Below are 18,690 nucleotides of genomic sequence, written 5' to 3'. Positions count from 1 at the left end.
TGTAGCGCTGTCATTGGCGCGAGTACTATCAATACAATGCGGTGATTAAACCGCATTGTATTGAATTGAAGTTCGTTAATTCTATTGTTAGTTAATCTCGACCAATTCAAATTGTTGCTCTTCTATGCCCACTATTGGGCAGGCGACTAGTGGCGAGCCTTCGCTGTAGGCGCCGCCGCCAATGGTGAGGCCGTAACTTGTGTTGTTTTTGTTGATAAGGTATTGAACCTTGTCGTCCGTATAAATAATCCACTGCTGCACAAACCCGCTCCACTTTTCCGCTAGATAGGCGTTGCTTGTCGCACTTTCTGGAGTTTCACACATACTGCTAAAGCCAATTTTTGGCATTAGGTAGCCATCTTCTATCGAAAGGTTTTTGATATAGGTGTAGTGGTCGCCGGCAAGCTCTAACTGCCAAAGTGTCGATGTGCGGTTACTGCAGGATGTTGTTACCGCCCAATAAAGATCGTCCACATCTTCCGATTCAACAATACCAACACAAACATCCGGTTGCCCCAGCGCTTTAATTTGAAAGCGCGGTGAAAGGTCGGTAACAATGTTTACCGCGTTGCCGCTGTAACTTACTGGTAGTAGGTCGGTGTCATCGATTTGTTCACTTGCCAAATAGTTATCGCCTACTTGTAGATCAATGGCCGAGTTTGAATTTACAAAAATCAGCGATTGTTGTTCCGTATCCAACCTGTTTTGATAGATTTTAATTGCGCCTTGGCTTTCTGCGTTTGACTCGGCAGAAATCGTGTTGAAATCGGGATGTTGTTGTTGTAAATAAAAGGTATTAAAACGAACGAGGCTGTTGGCCCCTGGGAGGGAAATTACCGGCGAACCCTTGCTGTTTGTGTTGGTTGTGTTAAGGGAAAATGAATTCCCCTCAATGACTGATTGATCGACATTGTCATCGATTACAAGCATTGGCTTATCTAGGTTAGCGCTAATTGAGTTCCGCAAAATTTGATTGTTTGTCGACGGTTCAAGATCGCTTTGAAAACGTATCATGGGTGTTAGTTTGGATATCGGTTCGCTGCTGTCCTTGGTGTTAGCCTCTAAACTCGACCCCATAAGAATGGTGTTTGAAGCGCCGTTGCTGGTTACTAGGGCACTGTCGGTAATGCTAGAAAACTCAAGCGAAAGCAGTTTTGTATGATTTGCGCCGGCAAGCTTAATACCGGTATCGACATTGCGAATGTCGAGCCCGGATACTACCCAGTAGTCGCCGCTCAGAACTAGGCCGATAGTTGCTAAACCCTGGCTGCCTTCTAAAGCGGTCTCTTCGCTGCTTGAGTCTGCAATTAAATAAATTGGATTAAATTTTGTTCCCGAGCGATTTGAATGGAAGTGCGCTTGAGCTGATCCACTCGCCGGGAATGAGGGGGTGCTTGTGTAAATGCCTGGCCGAAGGCGGATTTCGTCACTCGGATTTGCGTTGGCCAATGCGAGTTGAAGCGCTTCTGGCGTGTCGACATATACCCGATTGACATCAAGCCTGTTTAGGTAAATGTGGTAGGCGTTAGTCTGCGCTCCATTTATGGAGAGGGTTTGAATGATGAGTTCGTTTGCATCTTGCTCTAGGGGGATTTCGGTAGAGACTCCGCTCTCTACTTCAACATTACCGACAACTATTTTTGCGCCGTCGGTCTCGGTTGTCGCAGTTAAATTAATACTTTGTGCGTTGTTGTTTATATCAATGCTATAGGAAGACTGATCGCAAATATAATTGAGGTCAGAACCGTCAATGCTCAGGCCACTTAGTCGAGCATTGCTTCGTAATTCGGCGTTGGAGGGCAGTGTACGAGTGATGTTGGTGGTGTAGCGCTCGGTGCGTGCGCCATTAGAAGAACTTACGTAGGTGTGTATGGTATTTTCGCCTGGGTCTAAATTCTGGTAATACAATTCGTAATCTTCAATTTCGGTGCCGTTCACTTCAACGGTCGAATATTTTTGTTGTGCGTAGGCTTGCAATACATAGCGGCATGTTCCATAGCTTACTTTTGCCGTATAGAAATAGGTTCCTGGTTGGAAGTTTGGCGTTAGCGATAGCGCTGCTTCGCCGTCACTTACCGGAATGAAAAAGCTGTAGAGCGCTAAACTTGCTTCGGTAGCTTGTCGATAAATTTGGAATTGATAGATGGACGTGTGGCTGCCATCTTCATTCTCGACTTGAATTATGAGTATATTTTCGCCCTCTTTTAATTGCACTTCGAATTCTTCGCCAGATGCTCGATCGATTGGTGCACTGGTGCCGCCGCTATTGGTTATGGAATAAATTAACGTCGATAAGTTGTTCGCAGCGGTGGCAACGACGCTGATGGTGCTAATGTTGTTTTCCACCTCAATTTCGTAAGGGCCCGTTTTGGTGGGAGTGAAGTCGAACGCTATATTGTCGATGTCTACCGAGGTGAGGCTTAAGTCATCAATCGCTTCTACCGTTGTTGTGCTCGATGCTCCGCAGGAGGCTAATAGAAACGCAAACAATATGACTGCGAAGTATTTTATTTTTGAAGAAGGGTTCATATGGATTGGCTTTTTAATAAGGGTGGCGGGCTATATGTTTATTGTGTAAGTCATAAAAGACCGTCCGCGGAACAATGAAGTTCCGCGTTGTAGAATATTGCAGAGTAAAGTTTTGTAACTGGATGGCGGTTAATGTCAGGGTAATGTTAAGTTTTGTTAAGTAACGTAAATGTTGCTAACCACCAGGGATATTTTGAACGGTTGCCGCGTCAGAGCTGCGAATATTAATCTTTATCCTGAGTAGGCAATATGAAAATAATTGAATTTATATACGGTTTTGGCAAAGTTAAGTTAGTCGATTTTTTCAAACTTACCGCTATTTCAACGGCGGCAATGTTAATTGTTGGATGCGGGGGTGTTGGCGATAGCTCGGACGATACCAGCCCAGACGATTTTTATTTTACCGCAGAATATGACGTTGGCTTGGGCGAGTATATTGTCTCGGATTACATAACCGTAGAAGGCATTGATACGGAAACAACCATTAGCATTGTCGGCGGGGAGTATTCAATCGATGGCGGTGAGTTTACAGATGAGGAGGGGGAAATTAATGATGAACAAATCGTTTATGTCAGACTGTTGTCATCAGACCTGCTTTCTACAGAAACAGAAGCAACCTTAACGGTTGGCGATTACGAGGACTCGTTTACAGTAACAACGGTAGATGTAGCGCTGAGGGCGAGGGACGGTTTTAAAACTGTGGTGTTTAGTTGGCCCGCGGTATCGGGAGCGGCAAGTTATAGGTTGTTGGAAAAGAAAAACGAAACCGCTGAGTTTGAGCAAAAAGGGCGGGTGTTTAGTAGTTCTGCAATTGGTTACACCATGGACGTTGCAGTGCACAAACAGGATTGGCTTGGCGCTGAATATAAATTAGAAGCGTGTACCAATGCCTACTGTTCAAATACGGATGCTATTTCGCTGTACAACTACATGCGGCAGGCCGTTGGTTATATAAAGGCTTCTAATACGGAGGCATCCGATCAGTTTGGTACTGTTGCTATTAGTGCCGATGGCAATACGTTTGCTATTGGCGCACCGGGTGAGGATAGCGGCTCGTTAGGGGTTAATCGCGACGAGGGCGACAATTCAAAAAGTGCCTCGGGTGCTGTGTATGTCTATGTGAAAGACGATGAGAGCTGGCGATTACAAGCCTATATCAAAACTAATTTTCCTGACGAAGGCGATGGTTTTGGTAGCGCTTTGAGCTTAAGTGGCGACGGTAATACGCTGGCCATTGGCGCCCCCTATGAAGATAGCGCCGCGACTATTATTAACGGTGATATTACCGACAATACCGAGCAAGACTCTGGCGCCGCTTATGTGTTTAGACGTTTTGGCGATACTTGGTTTCAGCAGAGTTACTTAAAAGGTAGTCGCAGTGCGTCGGGTGATTTATTCGGTAGTAAAGTTGAGCTAAGTGATTTTGGCGCAACCTTAGCTGTAGCCGCTACGGGTAGTGATGTAGAGCTAAATGGCGATGCCGGTGCGGTTTATGTATTTAGTTTGAGTGGCGACAACTGGGGCGAGCAGTCTTATCTAACGGCGCCAGTACCCGCGACCGGTGATGACTTCGGCAGCGCCTTATCCTTAACAGCCGATGGTAACCGCTTGGTTGTTGGGGCAAAGTTCTCGGCGGATGAAACTATCGCGACTGAAGATGGCTCTGCTGTTTTAGCGGGTAAAGCGCATATCTTTAATCGTAGTGGGCAAGATTGGAATTACGGGCAAACGCTTATGGCATCCAACAAAGCCTCTGGTCAGCAGTTTGGTGCCAGTGTGGCTATTGCGGCAAATGGTGAAGTGCTTGTTGTTGGCGCGCCGGGGGAGTCGAGTAATGCCTTTGGTGTAGATGGTGATCAGGCGGATACTTCGTTTAAGGATGCGGGTGCAGCGTACATTTTTAATCTTTCAGGTCAGCAATGGTCTCAGGATTCATATTTGAAGGCTTTGAATAGCGATACGAGTGACCGCTTTGGCTCGTCGATAGCGATTAATGGTGATGGCAGCCTAATTGCGGTTGGTGCGGTTGGCGAGAGCAGTTCGGCGACTGCGTTGCACGGTAACGAGTATGACAACAGCGCAACCGATGCGGGTGCCGTTTATACCTTTAGTAATGAAGATGGTTGGCACCAGCTAAGCTATGTAAAGGCACCCAATACCGACGCTGGCGACAAGTTTGGTGCTAGCTTAAGTTTGGATTCCTCGGGGAATGCATTGTTGGTTGGTGCGCCGTTGGAGCGCAGCACCGCTACAGGGTTGTCGGGCAGCCAAACCAATAACAATGCCAGCAAAGCAGGGGCGGCTTACTTGTACTAGCGGGCTCGGCCTCCGGTTCAGGTTTCGGTTAGGCTGGCGCTCTCTTGCCAAGGGTGTTTATACTGCCGCGTTTTCTGACCGGTTTGGCCGCTTCTGCCAGCTTTTTATTTTTGCCTCGACGCCGCTCGTCGACCTGCTATTGGAACCATCATGCGATTAAACAAATATTTAAGTGAGCAGGGCGAATGCTCACGACGAGAAGCCGACCGTTTAATTGAGGAAGGCCGTGTTGTTGTCAATGGTGTTGTAGCTGGAATTGCCGCCGAAGTACCTGATGGTGCGCGAGTAGAAGTGGACGGAGAGGTAATCTCGAAGCGGGTAAAAAAAGCGGGCAAGAAGCATGTTTATATCGCCTTCAACAAGCCGGTCGGTATTACCTGCACAACCGATGAGTCGATCAAGGGCAATATCATCAACTTTATCGACCATCAGCAGCGTATCTTTCCTATCGGCAGGCTGGATAAAGATTCGGAAGGTTTGATTCTTCTCACCAGCAATGGCGATATTGTTAACGAGGTGCTGCGTGCGGAAAATAAACACGAAAAAGAGTACCTCGTTGCGGTCGATCAGCCCGTGAACGATCCGTTCGTACGGGGAATGGCGCGTGGGGTAAAAATTCACGGCAAAATGACCTTGCCGTGTAAGGTGTTCAAACATAATAAGTTTGGCTTTCGCATTATTCTTACCCAGGGGTTAAACCGTCAAATTCGACTAATGTCCGCAAACTTTGGTATGCGTGTAAAGCAGTTGCGACGTATTCGTATCAGCAATGTTTTGCTTGGTAATTTAAAGCCGGGAAAGTGGCGCAACCTAACCGATGCCGAGTTGCGCAAGCTGCTGCCGAATCGTACAGAATGGTAAAAATTTGTAAAATTTGCGAGGTTTCTTCAAGTAATAGTGAGGTACCAGCGTAGAATGTTAGCAGTTTCAAACAGACTACTCGGCTATGGACTATTCTTGCCGAGTGTTTAGGTTTGACGTTCTTAGTTATGCCGCAGGAGGCAAAATGAATAAGTTACTGGTAGCAGGTTTAGTTTTTTCTTTAGGAGCTGGTTTGGGAGGTTGTGCGACAGATCCCTACACCGGGGAAGAGGAGGTAAGTAAGACGGCGACTGGAGCTGGTATTGGCGCCTTGGCTGGTGCGGTGATTGGCGCTGCTACAGCGAGTAAGAATGATCGCGATAAAGCTATTCTCACCGGTGCCGCAGCAGGTGCTGCTGTAGGCGGTGGTGCGGGCTACTATATGGATCAGCAAGAATCAAAGTTGCGTAAAGAATTGGCGGGAACTGGCGTTCAGGTTAAGCGCGAAGGTAATGATTTGCGTTTGATTATGCCTGGCAATATCACCTTTGCTACTGGCGCCTATAATATTCGCGAAGATTTTTTGCCGGTACTGAGTTCTGTTGGCAAGGTGCTAAAGGAATTTAGCAAAACTCGCATTATGGTTTCTGGCCATACCGACTCAGTTGGCTCTGAATCATCAAACCAGAAGTTGAGCGAATTGCGAGCTGCTAGCGTTCGTGATTACCTGCTTGAAAAAAATATTAGCGCAAGCCGTGTAAAGGCGGCGGGTTATGGTGAATCTAGCCCGATTGCCAGCAACGATTCAGCAGAAGGCCGTCAGGCTAATCGTCGCGTTGAGTTAAAGTTGGAACCTACTGAATAGATTGAACAGATAGGTATTCGTTTGGCAATTAGATACGCCAACACAATAGCCCGATTGATTTCGGGCTTTTTTATGTCTGGAATAATGTGGTTTAGTTATCGCCAGAATACGGCGCTAGCGATAAAAGAGGCGCTTTCGATGGGCGGTATATTCATACTCGTTTTCTTGTTTGTATTAGTAGCTGTCGATTGTCTCACGTTGTTTGGCAAAACGTTCGTTGAGTAGGCGCTCTACCTCCTTGGCGTCGTTCAGTACATTCTGGCCAGAGGTTGGTGCTAGCGCTGTGCTAGCTGGTTGAGCAGTTTCAGTTTCTGGTAGAGCAGAGGCTTCTTTGTTCCCTTTATAGCTCTGCACAATATTGGTATTTGGATCAAGCTCGATAATTTCGGTCGCCTGCACTTCAGCTGGCGGTTCGGCGGAATAGTGAACAACGCCCTGAGCATCCGTCCATTTGTGCGCGATTTCTACGCCTTCTCGTATGGAATCCTTGGGCTGGCTGGTAATCGAAGGTAGATTGTCTTGCAGCCCCTTAAGCGTGTCTAGTCCCACAGATATATTGGGCAAATTTGGTTTGCGGAGCTTGCTAAGCAGCGACTGGCCGGTGGTTAGGTAGAGTAGGTAATTGCTAATACCGAAACTGAGAAGAATAAAAACGATTATTTTAAAGATGAATTTTTTCATATTTTCGATACTGGTTATAATTACTGAGTGGCCTAGGCGCCTAATGTGGTGGAGTCGTCGCCTTATAGTTGCCTCGACTTCAGACAATGTAGCTTAGCCGGATCTATTGCAACTTTGTAGCGATTGTCCTATTTTGCGTCGATGCCAACCCTTCATACCGAGAAAACCAGCACGCTTCTAGATCTCGCTTCCGAGCTAGGAGAGCGATTGGCGCGCCGTCATCAGCATCTCGCCCTAGCGGAATCCTGCACGGGTGGCGCTATTGCGGCAGCTGTTACCGCCGTTAGCGGTAGTTCCGGTTGGTTCGATCTTGGTGTTGTGGCTTACAGTAATATCATCAAACAGCAAGTATTGGCTGTGCCACCCCATTTGCTCGAGGAGTATGGCGCCGTAAGTGAGCCCGTGGTGGCGGCAATGGCAACTGGCGTCGCGCAATTGGCGTCAGCCGATTGGGGTATAGCCACCAGCGGAATTGCCGGCCCCTGTGGCGGAACGGATGAAAAGCCTGTTGGCACAGTATGTTTTGCGTGGGCGCTACCTTTGGTGTTAAGCCAAGTATCAGGGGTAAGCGTACTAACTGAACGACACTGTTTTACTGGCGACCGCGCGGCGGTTCAGTATCAATCGGTACATTATGCGTTAAGCAAGCTATTATGCCTTCTCGATAAAAACACTGTATAAATGTATAACACTGTTTGCGTGTACAGTATTTTTGTCGTATGCTTTACAGCATGTTGTAAAACACTTGTAGCTAACCTCAGAGCGGTAGCTTTTATAAGTAGCTAATGAAAAAGTAGCTACTGAAAAAAACAGCTAAATCGGACCCGTACCTAACCGAGCTGTATTAACCAAACGAATTTTAAGGGTGAATTAATGGACGCGAATAAAGAAAAAGCATTGCAAGCGGCGCTGACTCAAATTGATCGTCAGTTTGGTAAGGGTACGGTAATGCGCATGGGCGACAAGGAGTTGCAGGCCATCCCTTCAATTTCCACCGGTTCGTTAGGCTTAGATGTTGCGCTTGGTATTGGTGGTTTACCTCGAGGCCGAATTGTTGAAATTTACGGGCCAGAATCGTCGGGTAAAACCACCTTAACGTTACAGGTTATAGCGGAAGCTCAGCGCATGGGTGGAACTTGTGCCTTTGTTGATGCCGAGCATGCTTTGGACCCCATTTACGCCGGCAAGTTAGGCGTCGATGTTGACGATTTGATTGTCTCTCAGCCAGATACCGGTGAACAGGCCTTGGAAGTTACCGACATGTTAGTTCGCTCTGGTGCAATCGACGTACTGGTAGTGGATTCTGTCGCAGCGCTTACACCTAGAGCTGAAATTGAAGGCGAGATGGGTGATCACCACGTAGGTTTACAGGCGCGTTTGATGTCGCAAGCACTGCGTAAAATTACCGGCAATATTAAAAATGCCAATTGCCTAGTTATTTTTATTAACCAAATCCGTATGAAAATTGGCGTTATGTTCGGTAACCCCGAAACAACAACTGGTGGTAACGCGCTTAAATTCTACTCGTCAGTTCGTTTGGATATTCGTCGTATTGGTTCGGTTAAAGATGGCGACGAGGTGACCGGTTCGGAAACCCGCGTGAAGGTTGTGAAGAACAAGGTCGCGCCTCCCTTTAAGCAAGCTGAGTTCCAGATTCTCTATGGACAGGGTATTAACCTATACGGAGAGATAGTCGATTTTGGTGTGAAACTGAATTTAATCGACAAGGCCGGTGCTTGGTATAGCTACAACGGTGACAAAATCGGTCAGGGCAAGGCAAACGCTATTCAGTACCTTAAAGACCATAAAGATATAGCTGAGCTTTTAGAGGCTAAGATTAAAGCCGAATTGATGGGCGTGCCAGACGCTAAAAGTGATGACGGCAAGAAACCAGAAGTTGAGGCGGAAGACGCCTAAGTTCTCTTGGCCTTCACCCACACGGAATCGTTATGTGCCTGACTCGTTTAGTGTCGACCGGTAGGTCGTTCTACACTAACCGAGTGACATAGGAATTGTGTGGGATTTTGGGGCTAGGGGGAGTAATTGAAAGCGAGAACATGAGCATGTCGCTAACAGACGAAGAAATCTCCAAACTCTACAATACTGGTGTTCGGCTCCTATCGCGGCGCGAACATTCTGTTAAGGAGCTTTATACAAAGCTCCGCAGCCGTTTGCCTAGCCACTCGAATGGTGATGTAGCCATAGAGGCTGTAATTGAGCGTTTGTCGGAAACGGGGTATTTATCCGATGAGCGTTTCGCGATGGTTTATGCAAGGTCTAGGGCGATGCGTGGCTTTGGTGCCGATAGAATTGCGCTTGAACTAGCCGATAAAGGTATTTCGTCTGACTTCCAAGAGGTCGTATTGGCTGAACTAGAGGCCGGCTGGCCAGCCCTCATTTTTAATGTTTGGCGGAAGAAGTACGGTAAACGACCTGAAGACTTTACCGAAAAAAATAAACAGATGACCTTCCTTCGTTATCGCGGCTTCAGAGCTGAGGATGTGCGGCAGTTGTTTTCCCAGCTCGATAGTAGCGTCCAAGATGCTACAGGTTTATCGGTGGGGTTTTAGCTAGTTCGTTCCAACGTTTCCCTTAACTTTCCATTTCATTCAGTAGACTTCCTCTCATTAACCTTCCGTTTTTCACCCTCGGCCCTCGATTCTCACTAGTATTAGCTTCGTTATAACGCTTCACTTTCGTCTAAAAAACAGGCGGTATCTTGGTCAAGTTTATTTCTCAGAGCCTCTCGAGAAACCAGTTTTGCTTGCACCGCTTCTGGCAACTCGGTAAATAATATTACTTTTTTTGCGATTAACAGCTGGATTAAGTCTTCTGCGACACGCGCTATATCTTGGTCGGATGCAGCTAGGGCTTTCTTTATTGAGTCTGCTTCTGGTATTTTTTTGTCCATGAGTCGCTATCTATTGCTGGTTTGCAGGCTGGGGTGTGGCGGTTTACGGTGACAAATATACGCCGGTAAAATGGGGTGTTTATCCACTCGCACACACTCTCTATCGTTACGTTATTTCACGTCATTCGAAGTCTAGCTCTCTCATGCAGGCGTTTACCAGCAAGAACTTAGACTGATTTGCAAAAAATGACGCCGCTGCTGTGAATTTGAGGAATATAGGTTATTCTTTTCGTTTAGCGGCGATCGTTTTTGCGTTGCGCCCTATCTCGCTGTGACAGCTTATGTCGCAGGGCCTTTCAGTCGATACTTTTCAGTCAATATGATGTGATGGTGGTGATGTCTTTCCTATGAGTAGCAGCGTTGAAAGTGCGCCAGTAAATGCCGGTGACGAACCCAAAGATACACTCTTGCAAGCGTTGGTGTATTTAGCTGAGCACGAAAAGGTAAATTATTCGGTCTCGTCGCTGGTTTCTGGCTTGCCCTTAGTTGATGGTTGTCTGACGCCAGAGCTTTTTAAGCGCGCCGCAGGGCGAATTGGATTCGGTTCGAGTATAGAGCAGCGGCCGCTTGCCGATATCCCCGAATTGGTAATGCCTTGCGTATTGTTGCAGACGAATAATAGGGCACTCGTACTGCTCGCTTATACGCGAGATGAATCATCAGCTGGCGCTAGTGTTCGGGTTTTTGATCCGTTGTTAGGGCGTGAGTGCGTCCTACCTATGGCGTCAGTATTGGAGGACTATAGTGGCTTTGCTATTTTTACCAAAATTGAAGCGGTGTATGACCCGCGCGCTCAGCCGTTTCTAAATTTTCAGCGTGACCATTGGTTCTGGAGCACGCTCGGCCATTCATCAAAAATCTATCGCGACGTTCTTGTCGCTTCTTTTTTTATAAACCTATTTGTTCTCGCTAACCCATTGTTTGTAATGAACGTCTATGACCGCGTTGTGCCGAATGACGCGGTAGAAACCCTCTGGGCGTTGGCTTTGGGGGTTGGGGTTGTCTATATCTTCGACTTTATTTTAAAAACATTGCGCTCGCACTTTATTGAGCTAGCGGGCAAGAAATCTGACGTGCTGTTGTCGTCTTATATTTTTGAGCGTGTTTTGGGTGCTAAGTATTCTGAACACCCGCTGTCGACAGGCTCTTTTGTTAGCCAATTACGAGATTTTGACAGTATCCGCAACTTTATAACCTCGAGCACGGTTACAGCATTTATCGATTTACCCTTTATTCTGCTGTTCTTGGTGGTGATTATCTATATCGGTGGATCAGTCGCTTGGGTGCCCGTAGTGATGATCCCAATCGTGATTGTTTATGCGCTTGTGGTGCAGCGTTTGTTACAGAAGTCCGTTGCGCACACTTTTGCTGCGTCTGCGCAGAAAAACGCTACCTTAGTGGAAGCAATCAATAATTTAGAAACGTTAAAATCAATCGGTGCAGAAGGTCGGGTGCAGCGAGCTTGGGAGAAAGCCGTTGGCTTGTTGGCCTCGTGGAGTTTGAAATCCCGTTTGCTCTCCAATAGTGCAACAACATTCGCAGGGTTTGTTCAGCAGCTCTCGTCGGTATTAGTGGTAATCGTTGGTGTTTACGCAATTGCAGAAAAAGAGCTCACTATGGGGGCGCTAATTGCGTGCGTGATATTAACGAGCCGTGTGTTGGCGCCGCTTTCGCAAATCGCAGGGTTGCTCGTCCAGTATAAGCAATCGGTTTTAGCTTTGGAGGCATTAAATGCCGTTGTCAGCAAAGCGCAAGAGCGACCTGACGGAGTAGCCTTTATCAAGAGAGAGTTATTGCGCGGTGAAATTACATTTGAAAATGTCGTGTTTAGTTATCAAGGCGAAGAACAGCCAACGCTAAAGGATATTAATTTCAGTATTAAAGCCGGTGAGCGTGTTGCGATAATTGGACGATTGGGGTCCGGCAAGTCTACGATGCATAAGTTAATGTTGGGGCTTTATCAGCCGCAGCAAGGTGCGGTGCTTTTCGATGGGTTGGATTCAAAGCAGTTAGACCCTGCTGATTTACGTCAGAATATGGGTTACGTCCCGCAATCGGTGTCGTTATTTTTTGGGTCCATTCGCGACAATATTGCCTATAAGAATGAATGGGTAAGTGATAAAGAGGTTTTGCGTGTAGCAGACCTTTGTGGCGTCACCGAATTTGCAAATACTTTTCCTCAGGGTTTTTCTCGCATAATTCAGGAGCGCGGCGAAGGTTTGTCTGGCGGTCAAAAGCAAGCAGTAAACCTTGCTCGGGGCTTGGTAAACTCGCCCCCTATTTTACTTCTCGACGAGCCGACAACGGCCATGGACAATACCAGTGAGGCACGTTTACTGGCACGCTTAAAATCCGAGGTAGAGGGCAAAACTCTCGTGTTGATTACGCACAAGACAACTTTGTTGGCGCTGGTTGATAGGGTGTTGGTGATGGACAAGGGGCGGATTGTGGCAGACGGCTCCAAAGAGTCTGTGCTGCAAGCGCTTAAATCAGGTCAGTTAAATATAAGTTAAGACTATGGCTGCAGTAAATAACGAACCCGCACCGCAAGCTGACGCTAGTGCTTCAGCCGTTGGTTCTACAACTCTACAAAGCGGAGATCTAAACTATGTGTCGTCCGCTCAAGCGGCCTTATTAGAGCAGTCGCCGCGTGGTGGGCAGTATTTGATTTGGGCGGTTGCCGGGTTTGTCTTGTTATTTTTAGTCTGGGCAAGCGTGGCTGAACTAGACGAGTTTACCCGCGGCGAAGGTAAGATTATCCCGTCGCAATCGATACAACTTATTCAGAATCTTGAGGGCGGTATACTCGCGCAATTATTTGTCAGCGAGGGCGATGTGGTCGCTAGAGGTCAAAAGCTTTTGAGGATTGATGATACGCAATTTTCATCTTCTTTGAGGGAGGCGGGCTTAACCCAAGGGCAACTTGAAATTAAGGCGGAACGTTTGCGTGCCGAAACCCTTGGTAGTGAATTTACGGTACCACCAGACTCTCGTTTCGACCCTAAGTTGGTACAGCAGGAGTTGGCGGTTTATAAGTCACGATTGCGTGAGTTTGAGAGCGCCAATGCGGTTTTGATGCAACAGATGGCGCAACGTAAACAGGAGGTCTCTGAGCTAGAGGCTAAGTACGCAAGGCTCGCCCGTAGCTACGAGTTGTTGCGCACAGAGTTGGAACTTACTCAGCCTCTGGCGGCTGATGGAGCTATATCTCAGGTAGAGTTGTTACGCCTTGAGCGACAGGTAAACGATTTACAGGGCGAAATGCGAGCGGCTCAGCTCGCCTTGCCTCGTGCCAAGTCGAGTCTGTCCGAAATTAAGGAACGGCTAGAAAGCCAAATGCTTACATTTCGTCGCGACGCCAGGGAGCAGCTTAACGAGGTGACAAACGAACTCTCATTACTGCGATCAACCAGTGAGGCTCTAGTCGATCGGGTGCAAAGAACCTTGGTGGTTTCGCCGGTAGCGGGCACGGTCAAACGTTTGTTAGTCAGGACGATCGGTGGTGTTATTCAGCCCGGTATGGATATTGTTGAGGTCGTCCCCAGTGAAGAAATCCTACTTATAGAGGCCCGCGTAAGGCCAGCAGATATTGCGTTTTTACATCCCGGACAGAAGGCAAAGGTAAAATTTACCGCTTACGACTTCGCGATAATGGGGGGGCTGGACGGGAACGTTGTTCATATCAGCCCAGATACCATTGTTAATGACCAAGGCGAAAGCTTTTATTCCGTAAAGGTAGAAACAAATAAGGTTTTTATCGGCCCGGATGGCTCAGAACTCCCCATTATTCCCGGGATGACGGTGAATGTGGACATTCTTACCGGCCACAAGACAATTATGGACTACCTTCTAAAACCTATCTTAAAAACCAAACACCTTGCCTTGCGTGAGCGCTAGCATTTGTAGTGCAACCTAGTAGCGATCGGGTTATTTATTGTGTACCCGCGATGGTCGTTAAATATTACCTTTGGTCATTCTTTGTGCAAGCTGGTCTGGCCTCGTCTATGCTAGTTGGTGTAAATAGTGTTTAATGGCCGTTTTGTGACCTGCGTCACGGCGTGGAAGAGTTGTCGCATAACTTCTTGGGGAAGGGGGAATGCGATCAAGTTTGCTTTTTCAGCTTAATCCTTGATGTGTGGTCTAATTCAAGCCGTTCGATAAGGTAAACAAACCATTAGTGAAGCTGGCTATATCGCTAGCACATAGAGTGTAGATACTAATAAAAGGAAGACTGATAGATGAAGATTGGACGCATATGCGTATTCGTCACATTGGCATCTGGTTTTATTTCGTCGGGTTCTTATGGGCTAAGCTTAAAAGAAGCGATTGAACAAACCGTTAGAACCAACCCTGAAGTTCGTGCAGTTATTAATGAGCGAGAATCTCGGGGATATGAGGTAAGGCAGGCAAGGGCAGCTTATCTGCCCCAAGTGTTTATAGACGCAGGTATTGGGCGTGAAACGCGAACAGCGCCGGCTACAGATGACTTAGAGGCCGAAGAGACTCGGCGAGAATTTGGATTACAGGCGCGTCAAACGCTATTCGACGGTTTTTCTAGCCAGGCGGAAGTTGGACGCCAAAAGGCAAGACAGCAGAGCGCAAGTCATGAAGCCCAAGCTACGGCAGAGCGTGTAGCCTTAAAAACAGCGGCTTCTTATCTGGACGTTTTGCGATATTCGAAACTGTTGGATCTCACACGCGCGACGCTTTGGGAGCACCAGAATATCTATGATCAGATGAAGCTGCGCAGCGATAAAGGCGTTGGCAGTAAGGCAGATTTAGAGCAAATTTCTGCACGCTTGTCGCTTGCGAATGCCAACATGATTGTGGCACAGAACAATTTGGCGGATGCCCAAGCCAACTTTTTTCGGGTAACGGGTTTGTACCCTAATCTCGAAAATATGACGATGCCAGAGGCAGTCGGTCAGCTTCCGGTCAGTCGCGATGAGGGCATCGCGAAAGCGATTAAGCGGCATCCAACATTAATGTCGGCTAATGCTGATGTCGGTGCCGCAAAACAGCAATACCGAGCGGCTGCGAGTGGTTATTGGCCAACTTTTACCTTAGAAGCCGATAAGCGCTGGGACGAAAATGTAGGCACTATTGTCGGCGAAGATGAGGACTTAATTATTGCCCTTCGTATGAATTATAACCTCTATAGAGGTGGTGCCGACAAAGCGCGGCGAGGGCAAACAGCCTACTTAATGGAAGAGGCTAAAGATATTCGCAACAACACGCGACGCCAAGTAATAGAAAGCTTTCATTTGGCTTGGAATGCTTGGGACGCGGTGGCAGCGCAGATTGAATTTTTAGAGCAGCATGTGCAGTCGGCGTCGAACACTAAGGTCGCCTATGCGCAGCAATTTAATATAGGTCGACGAACATTATTAGATTTATTGAATACTGAAACTGAAGTGGTGGAAAGTGAGCGAGCGCTGATTAACGCTCGTTATGATCATATTTATACCCGCTATCGAATATTGAACGCGCTCGGTGAGTTGCTAAGCGCATTCAATGTTGCAACAGAGTAGTCTGCCGATTATTTGTAGGCAGTTGAGGCATTAAAGCGTATGGCTGACAATTTGAGCGAAACCCAATCAGGCACAACGGCACCGGCTGTTTCTGCACCCGCAAATGAAACCATTGGTACTGTGTCTGGCACTTGGGGCCGAGTGTATTTAGTTAATAACGGTGAGCGATTAGCCGTAAAAAGTGGCTACAAGCTAAAGATTGGCGATGAACTTCTCACTCGAGGCAGTAGTGTCGCAGTTGTTGCTATAGACGGTTTTGATGCATTTACGCTTGGCCATGACCAAGCGTTAAAGCTCGACGAACAATTAATGGATCTGCTAGCGCGCTTGAAAGAAGATGGTTCGCTTACCGACGCTATTAATTTTGATGCAATAGCTCAAGCTTTAGAGCAAGGCCTGACGCTAGATGAGATTTTACCTGCAGCTGCGGCCGGTGACGGGCAAACCAATGCGGCGGGAGCTGCAACTGGTGCTATTACCCGGTTACAGATGACAGGGAATAGCGTCACGCCAGAAAGCGGTTTTGAAACCACTACTCGTAGTTCGACATCGAATACTGATCCCGAACGAAGTAACCCAGACCCTGTAAACGTTCCCCCTGCTGAATTAAGTTTGGCATTACTTGATCAGGCAGCTACAGAAGATTTACCGTTCTCTCTGGATATTGGATCCCAAGTTGTAACAAGCGATGGTCGGCCACAAACGCTGACTTTTAGCGCCGAAAATTTACCGGAAGGGCTTACATTAAACAGCACTACAGGTGTTGTTTCTGGTGCGCCTAGTAATGCCGCGAGCCTCACCGATAGCGGTGTATTTAGCGTTGCGATTACCGTTGCAAGTGAAGATCCGAATGTTCTGCCAATTACTGAACGCTTCATCATACAAGTCGCCCCGACAAACGATCTGCCGCAAGTTGGCGATCCGGTAACACTCGGTACAATTGATGAAGACGGCCGAATCACATTCGATACAGATACTTTACTGGCTGGCGCATCTGACGAAGACTTAGACCCTCTCTACTTAGATTCACTTTCCGTCGCGAATAATGATGGCGAGCTTATTGTCAATGGCGACGGCACATTTACCTTTGTACCAACAGAGAATTGGAATGGCACTGTAAGCTTTAATTTTTTGGTCACCGATGGTAACTCATCGCCGGTTGCAAATAATGCGAATCTAATCGTTGCTCCGGTCAACGATATTCCCGTTGCCGTTGCTGACGGTTTGGTTATGACCGATATTAATCAGCCGATCTCAATTGATGTGTTGGCGAACGATTACGATGTCGACGGCGATACCATAAGTATTATTGCCGCCGGCGCACAAACCGGCACTGTCACGGTTAATGCCGATGGCACTATAACCTATCAGCCGAATACTGACTTTGTTGGTATCGACACGATTACTTATGCGATTAGTGATGGCCACGGTGGTGAGTCCGTTTCTAGCTCAGACGTAACAGTTAAAGTCGGGAATGTCGCTCCACAGCTGGGAGAAGATACCAGTGTTGATGTATTAGAAAACACATTATTTGTTGGTAACTTTCCGGCAGTTGATCCCGATGGCGATAATATTAGCTACGTCTTAACCGGTGCTGACGCCGCGCTATTTTCGCTTACTCAGCAAGGTGTTTTAACCTTTATTAATCCACCAGATTACGAAACAAGCTTGCGTAACTACGCGGTTACGATTACTGCAACCGACGACGGTTTTGGCTCCTTGTTCGACACTCAAAATATTGCCGTTAATCTTTTAAACGTAAATGAGTATGCGCCGCAAGTTACCCTGACATCCGAACCTATGAGTGAAGCTGACCTTGTTGAAGGTGCAGTAGTTGCAACAATAGTCGCGGTAGATGGCGATGGTGACGCACTTAGCTATAGTTTAGAAAACAATGAAAATGGTTTTTTTAGTATTGTTGGTGATAGTGTCGTGCTCACTGCTGCTGGCCAGGCTGCGATTGCCAACGATACGTTAAATATTACCCAGCTCGATGTCTCTGTTAACGTAACCGATGGACGCTTTAGTGAGTCTTCAGCTACACAAGTCGCGGTTGAACGTTTGAATGATGCGGTAGATGCCGTGAACGACTCCGGAAGTGTTCTAGAGGATACACCCTTAGAAATTCTGATCGCAGATTTGTTGGCCAATGACGTCGATGTAAATGGCGATACGGTTAGTTTTGTTAGCGCTCAGAATGTAATAAATGGCATTATTTCCGTCGATGAAGCAACCGGAACAATCACCTTTCAGCCGGATGAAAATTATTCCGGCCCAGCCAGTTTTGACTATACCGTAACCGACGGCCGTGGAGGCTTAGATACGGCGACCGTGAGTATTGCGGTAGAGCCTGTGAATGACCAGCCATCGGTTACTCAAACTATTAATGTTGTGGCCTCGGAAGACGATGCGGCGTTGGATATTAATTTATTGGCCGGCGCGTCAGATGTTGACACTAGCGATGTGCTAAATGTTTCTGACCTTGTGCTTGCAAGTGGGGACGCTATCGGTGTAACGGTTCAAAACAATACGCTTTTAATGGATCCAAATAGCTACAACAGTTTAGCTGCAGGCGAAACGAGTGTTATTGAGTATAGCTACAATATCGCTGACGGAAATGGCGGCAGCATCGCACAAACGGCACAGATAACAATTACCGGAGCCAATGATGCTCCCGTTGTTAGCGACCCGCTCTTATCGTCCGCAACTGAGGATGATGAAAGTTACAGCTTAAATCTTTTAACGAATAGTTCCGATGTTGATACCTCCGATACGCTTAATGTAGCGAATCTAACCTTAGTTGGCGGTAATTCGTCAGGTGTTTCTGTAAACGGAAACGCGTTGAATATCGACCCAACCGCCTATAATTACCTTGCTTCCGGCGAAACTGAAAGTATTCGATATAGCTACACCGTTGAAGATGGCAAGGGTGGAAGTGTTACGCAAGAGGCCGTGATTACGATTGCGGGAGCTAACGATGTTCCTGCGACTTCCGGTCTGGCCGATCAAAACCTTACCGAAGACTTCGCCAGCTACACTATTGATCTCAACGATTT

General features: G+C 47.2%; 13 protein-coding genes. 10 read left to right on the top strand and 3 right to left on the bottom strand.

Going from position 1 to position 18,690, the window contains the following annotated elements:
- Positions 1-87 precede the first annotated feature (87 nt).
- A complete protein-coding gene (locus tag IDZ20_RS01370) occupies positions 88-2,529 on the bottom strand; it encodes a cadherin-like beta sandwich domain-containing protein (protein WP_188149640.1) in 2,442 nt (813 codons plus the stop codon).
- Positions 2,530-2,778: 249 nt separating this feature from the next.
- Here IDZ20_RS01370 and IDZ20_RS01365 point away from each other — a divergent pair, with 249 nt between their 5' ends.
- From IDZ20_RS01365 to IDZ20_RS01355, 3 genes are all read left to right on the top strand, one after another.
- The gene (locus IDZ20_RS01365) at positions 2,779-4,845 is read left to right on the top strand and encodes an FG-GAP repeat protein (RefSeq protein WP_245792043.1); all 2,067 of its coding nucleotides are present in this window, start codon (positions 2,779-2,781) and stop codon (positions 4,843-4,845) included.
- A 150-nt stretch (positions 4,846-4,995) separates the two neighbouring features.
- The gene (locus tag IDZ20_RS01360) at positions 4,996-5,706 is read left to right on the top strand and encodes a pseudouridine synthase (RefSeq protein WP_188149639.1); all 711 of its coding nucleotides are present in this window, start codon (positions 4,996-4,998) and stop codon (positions 5,704-5,706) included.
- A 145-nt stretch (positions 5,707-5,851) separates the two neighbouring features.
- Positions 5,852-6,511 carry a YiaD family glycine zipper/OmpA-like lipoprotein gene (locus IDZ20_RS01355; RefSeq protein ID WP_188149638.1) on the top strand — a complete coding sequence of 220 codons (660 nt, stop codon included), beginning with the start codon at positions 5,852-5,854 and terminating at the stop codon, positions 6,509-6,511.
- Positions 6,512-6,685: 174 nt separating this feature from the next.
- Here the strand turns inward: IDZ20_RS01355 and IDZ20_RS01350 are convergent, their stop codons facing one another.
- The gene (locus tag IDZ20_RS01350) at positions 6,686-7,192 is read right to left on the bottom strand and encodes a DUF4124 domain-containing protein (protein WP_188149637.1); all 507 of its coding nucleotides are present in this window, start codon (positions 7,190-7,192) and stop codon (positions 6,686-6,688) included.
- A gap of 141 nt (positions 7,193-7,333) precedes the next feature.
- Here IDZ20_RS01350 and IDZ20_RS01345 point away from each other — a divergent pair, with 141 nt between their 5' ends.
- The 3 genes from IDZ20_RS01345 (at position 7,334) to IDZ20_RS01335 (ending at position 9,762) form a co-directional block, all read left to right on the top strand.
- On the top strand, positions 7,334-7,873 hold the full coding sequence (locus IDZ20_RS01345; RefSeq protein ID WP_188149636.1) for a CinA family protein: 540 nt from the start codon (positions 7,334-7,336) through the stop codon (positions 7,871-7,873).
- 192 nt (positions 7,874-8,065) lie between these two features.
- A complete protein-coding gene (gene recA, locus IDZ20_RS01340) occupies positions 8,066-9,109 on the top strand; it encodes a recombinase RecA (protein ID WP_188149635.1) in 1,044 nt (347 codons plus the stop codon).
- Between the two features lie 140 nt (positions 9,110-9,249).
- The gene (locus IDZ20_RS01335) at positions 9,250-9,762 is read left to right on the top strand and encodes a regulatory protein RecX (RefSeq protein ID WP_188149634.1); all 513 of its coding nucleotides are present in this window, start codon (positions 9,250-9,252) and stop codon (positions 9,760-9,762) included.
- A 110-nt stretch (positions 9,763-9,872) separates the two neighbouring features.
- On the opposite strand, the gene IDZ20_RS01330 is transcribed toward IDZ20_RS01335, so the two are convergent.
- The gene (locus IDZ20_RS01330) at positions 9,873-10,103 is read right to left on the bottom strand and encodes a hypothetical protein (RefSeq protein WP_188149633.1); all 231 of its coding nucleotides are present in this window, start codon (positions 10,101-10,103) and stop codon (positions 9,873-9,875) included.
- Between the two features lie 347 nt (positions 10,104-10,450).
- On the opposite strand from IDZ20_RS01330, the gene IDZ20_RS01325 reads away from it, so the two are divergent.
- The 4 genes from IDZ20_RS01325 to IDZ20_RS01310 form a co-directional block, all read left to right on the top strand.
- Positions 10,451-12,616: a type I secretion system permease/ATPase gene (locus IDZ20_RS01325; RefSeq protein ID WP_188149632.1), complete on the top strand. Its 2,166-nt coding sequence runs from the start codon at positions 10,451-10,453 to the stop codon at positions 12,614-12,616.
- 4 nt (positions 12,617-12,620) lie between these two features.
- Complete coding sequence (locus IDZ20_RS01320) at positions 12,621-14,000, top strand: HlyD family type I secretion periplasmic adaptor subunit (RefSeq protein ID WP_188149631.1); 1,380 nt, start codon at positions 12,621-12,623, stop codon at positions 13,998-14,000.
- Between the two features lie 341 nt (positions 14,001-14,341).
- Positions 14,342-15,634 carry a TolC family outer membrane protein gene (locus tag IDZ20_RS01315; protein WP_188149630.1) on the top strand — a complete coding sequence of 431 codons (1,293 nt, stop codon included), beginning with the start codon at positions 14,342-14,344 and terminating at the stop codon, positions 15,632-15,634.
- Between the two features lie 39 nt (positions 15,635-15,673).
- Positions 15,674-18,690, top strand: a 3,017-nt coding sequence (locus IDZ20_RS01310; RefSeq protein WP_188149629.1) for a retention module-containing protein, incomplete at its 3' end; no start/stop codon positions are given.

The organism is Teredinibacter waterburyi (assembly GCF_001922985.1).
Taxonomy (GTDB): domain Bacteria; phylum Pseudomonadota; class Gammaproteobacteria; order Pseudomonadales; family Cellvibrionaceae; genus Teredinibacter; species Teredinibacter waterburyi.
The sequence above is the reverse complement of the archived record's forward strand: the minus strand, read 5'-3'. Positions and strand labels throughout refer to the sequence as shown.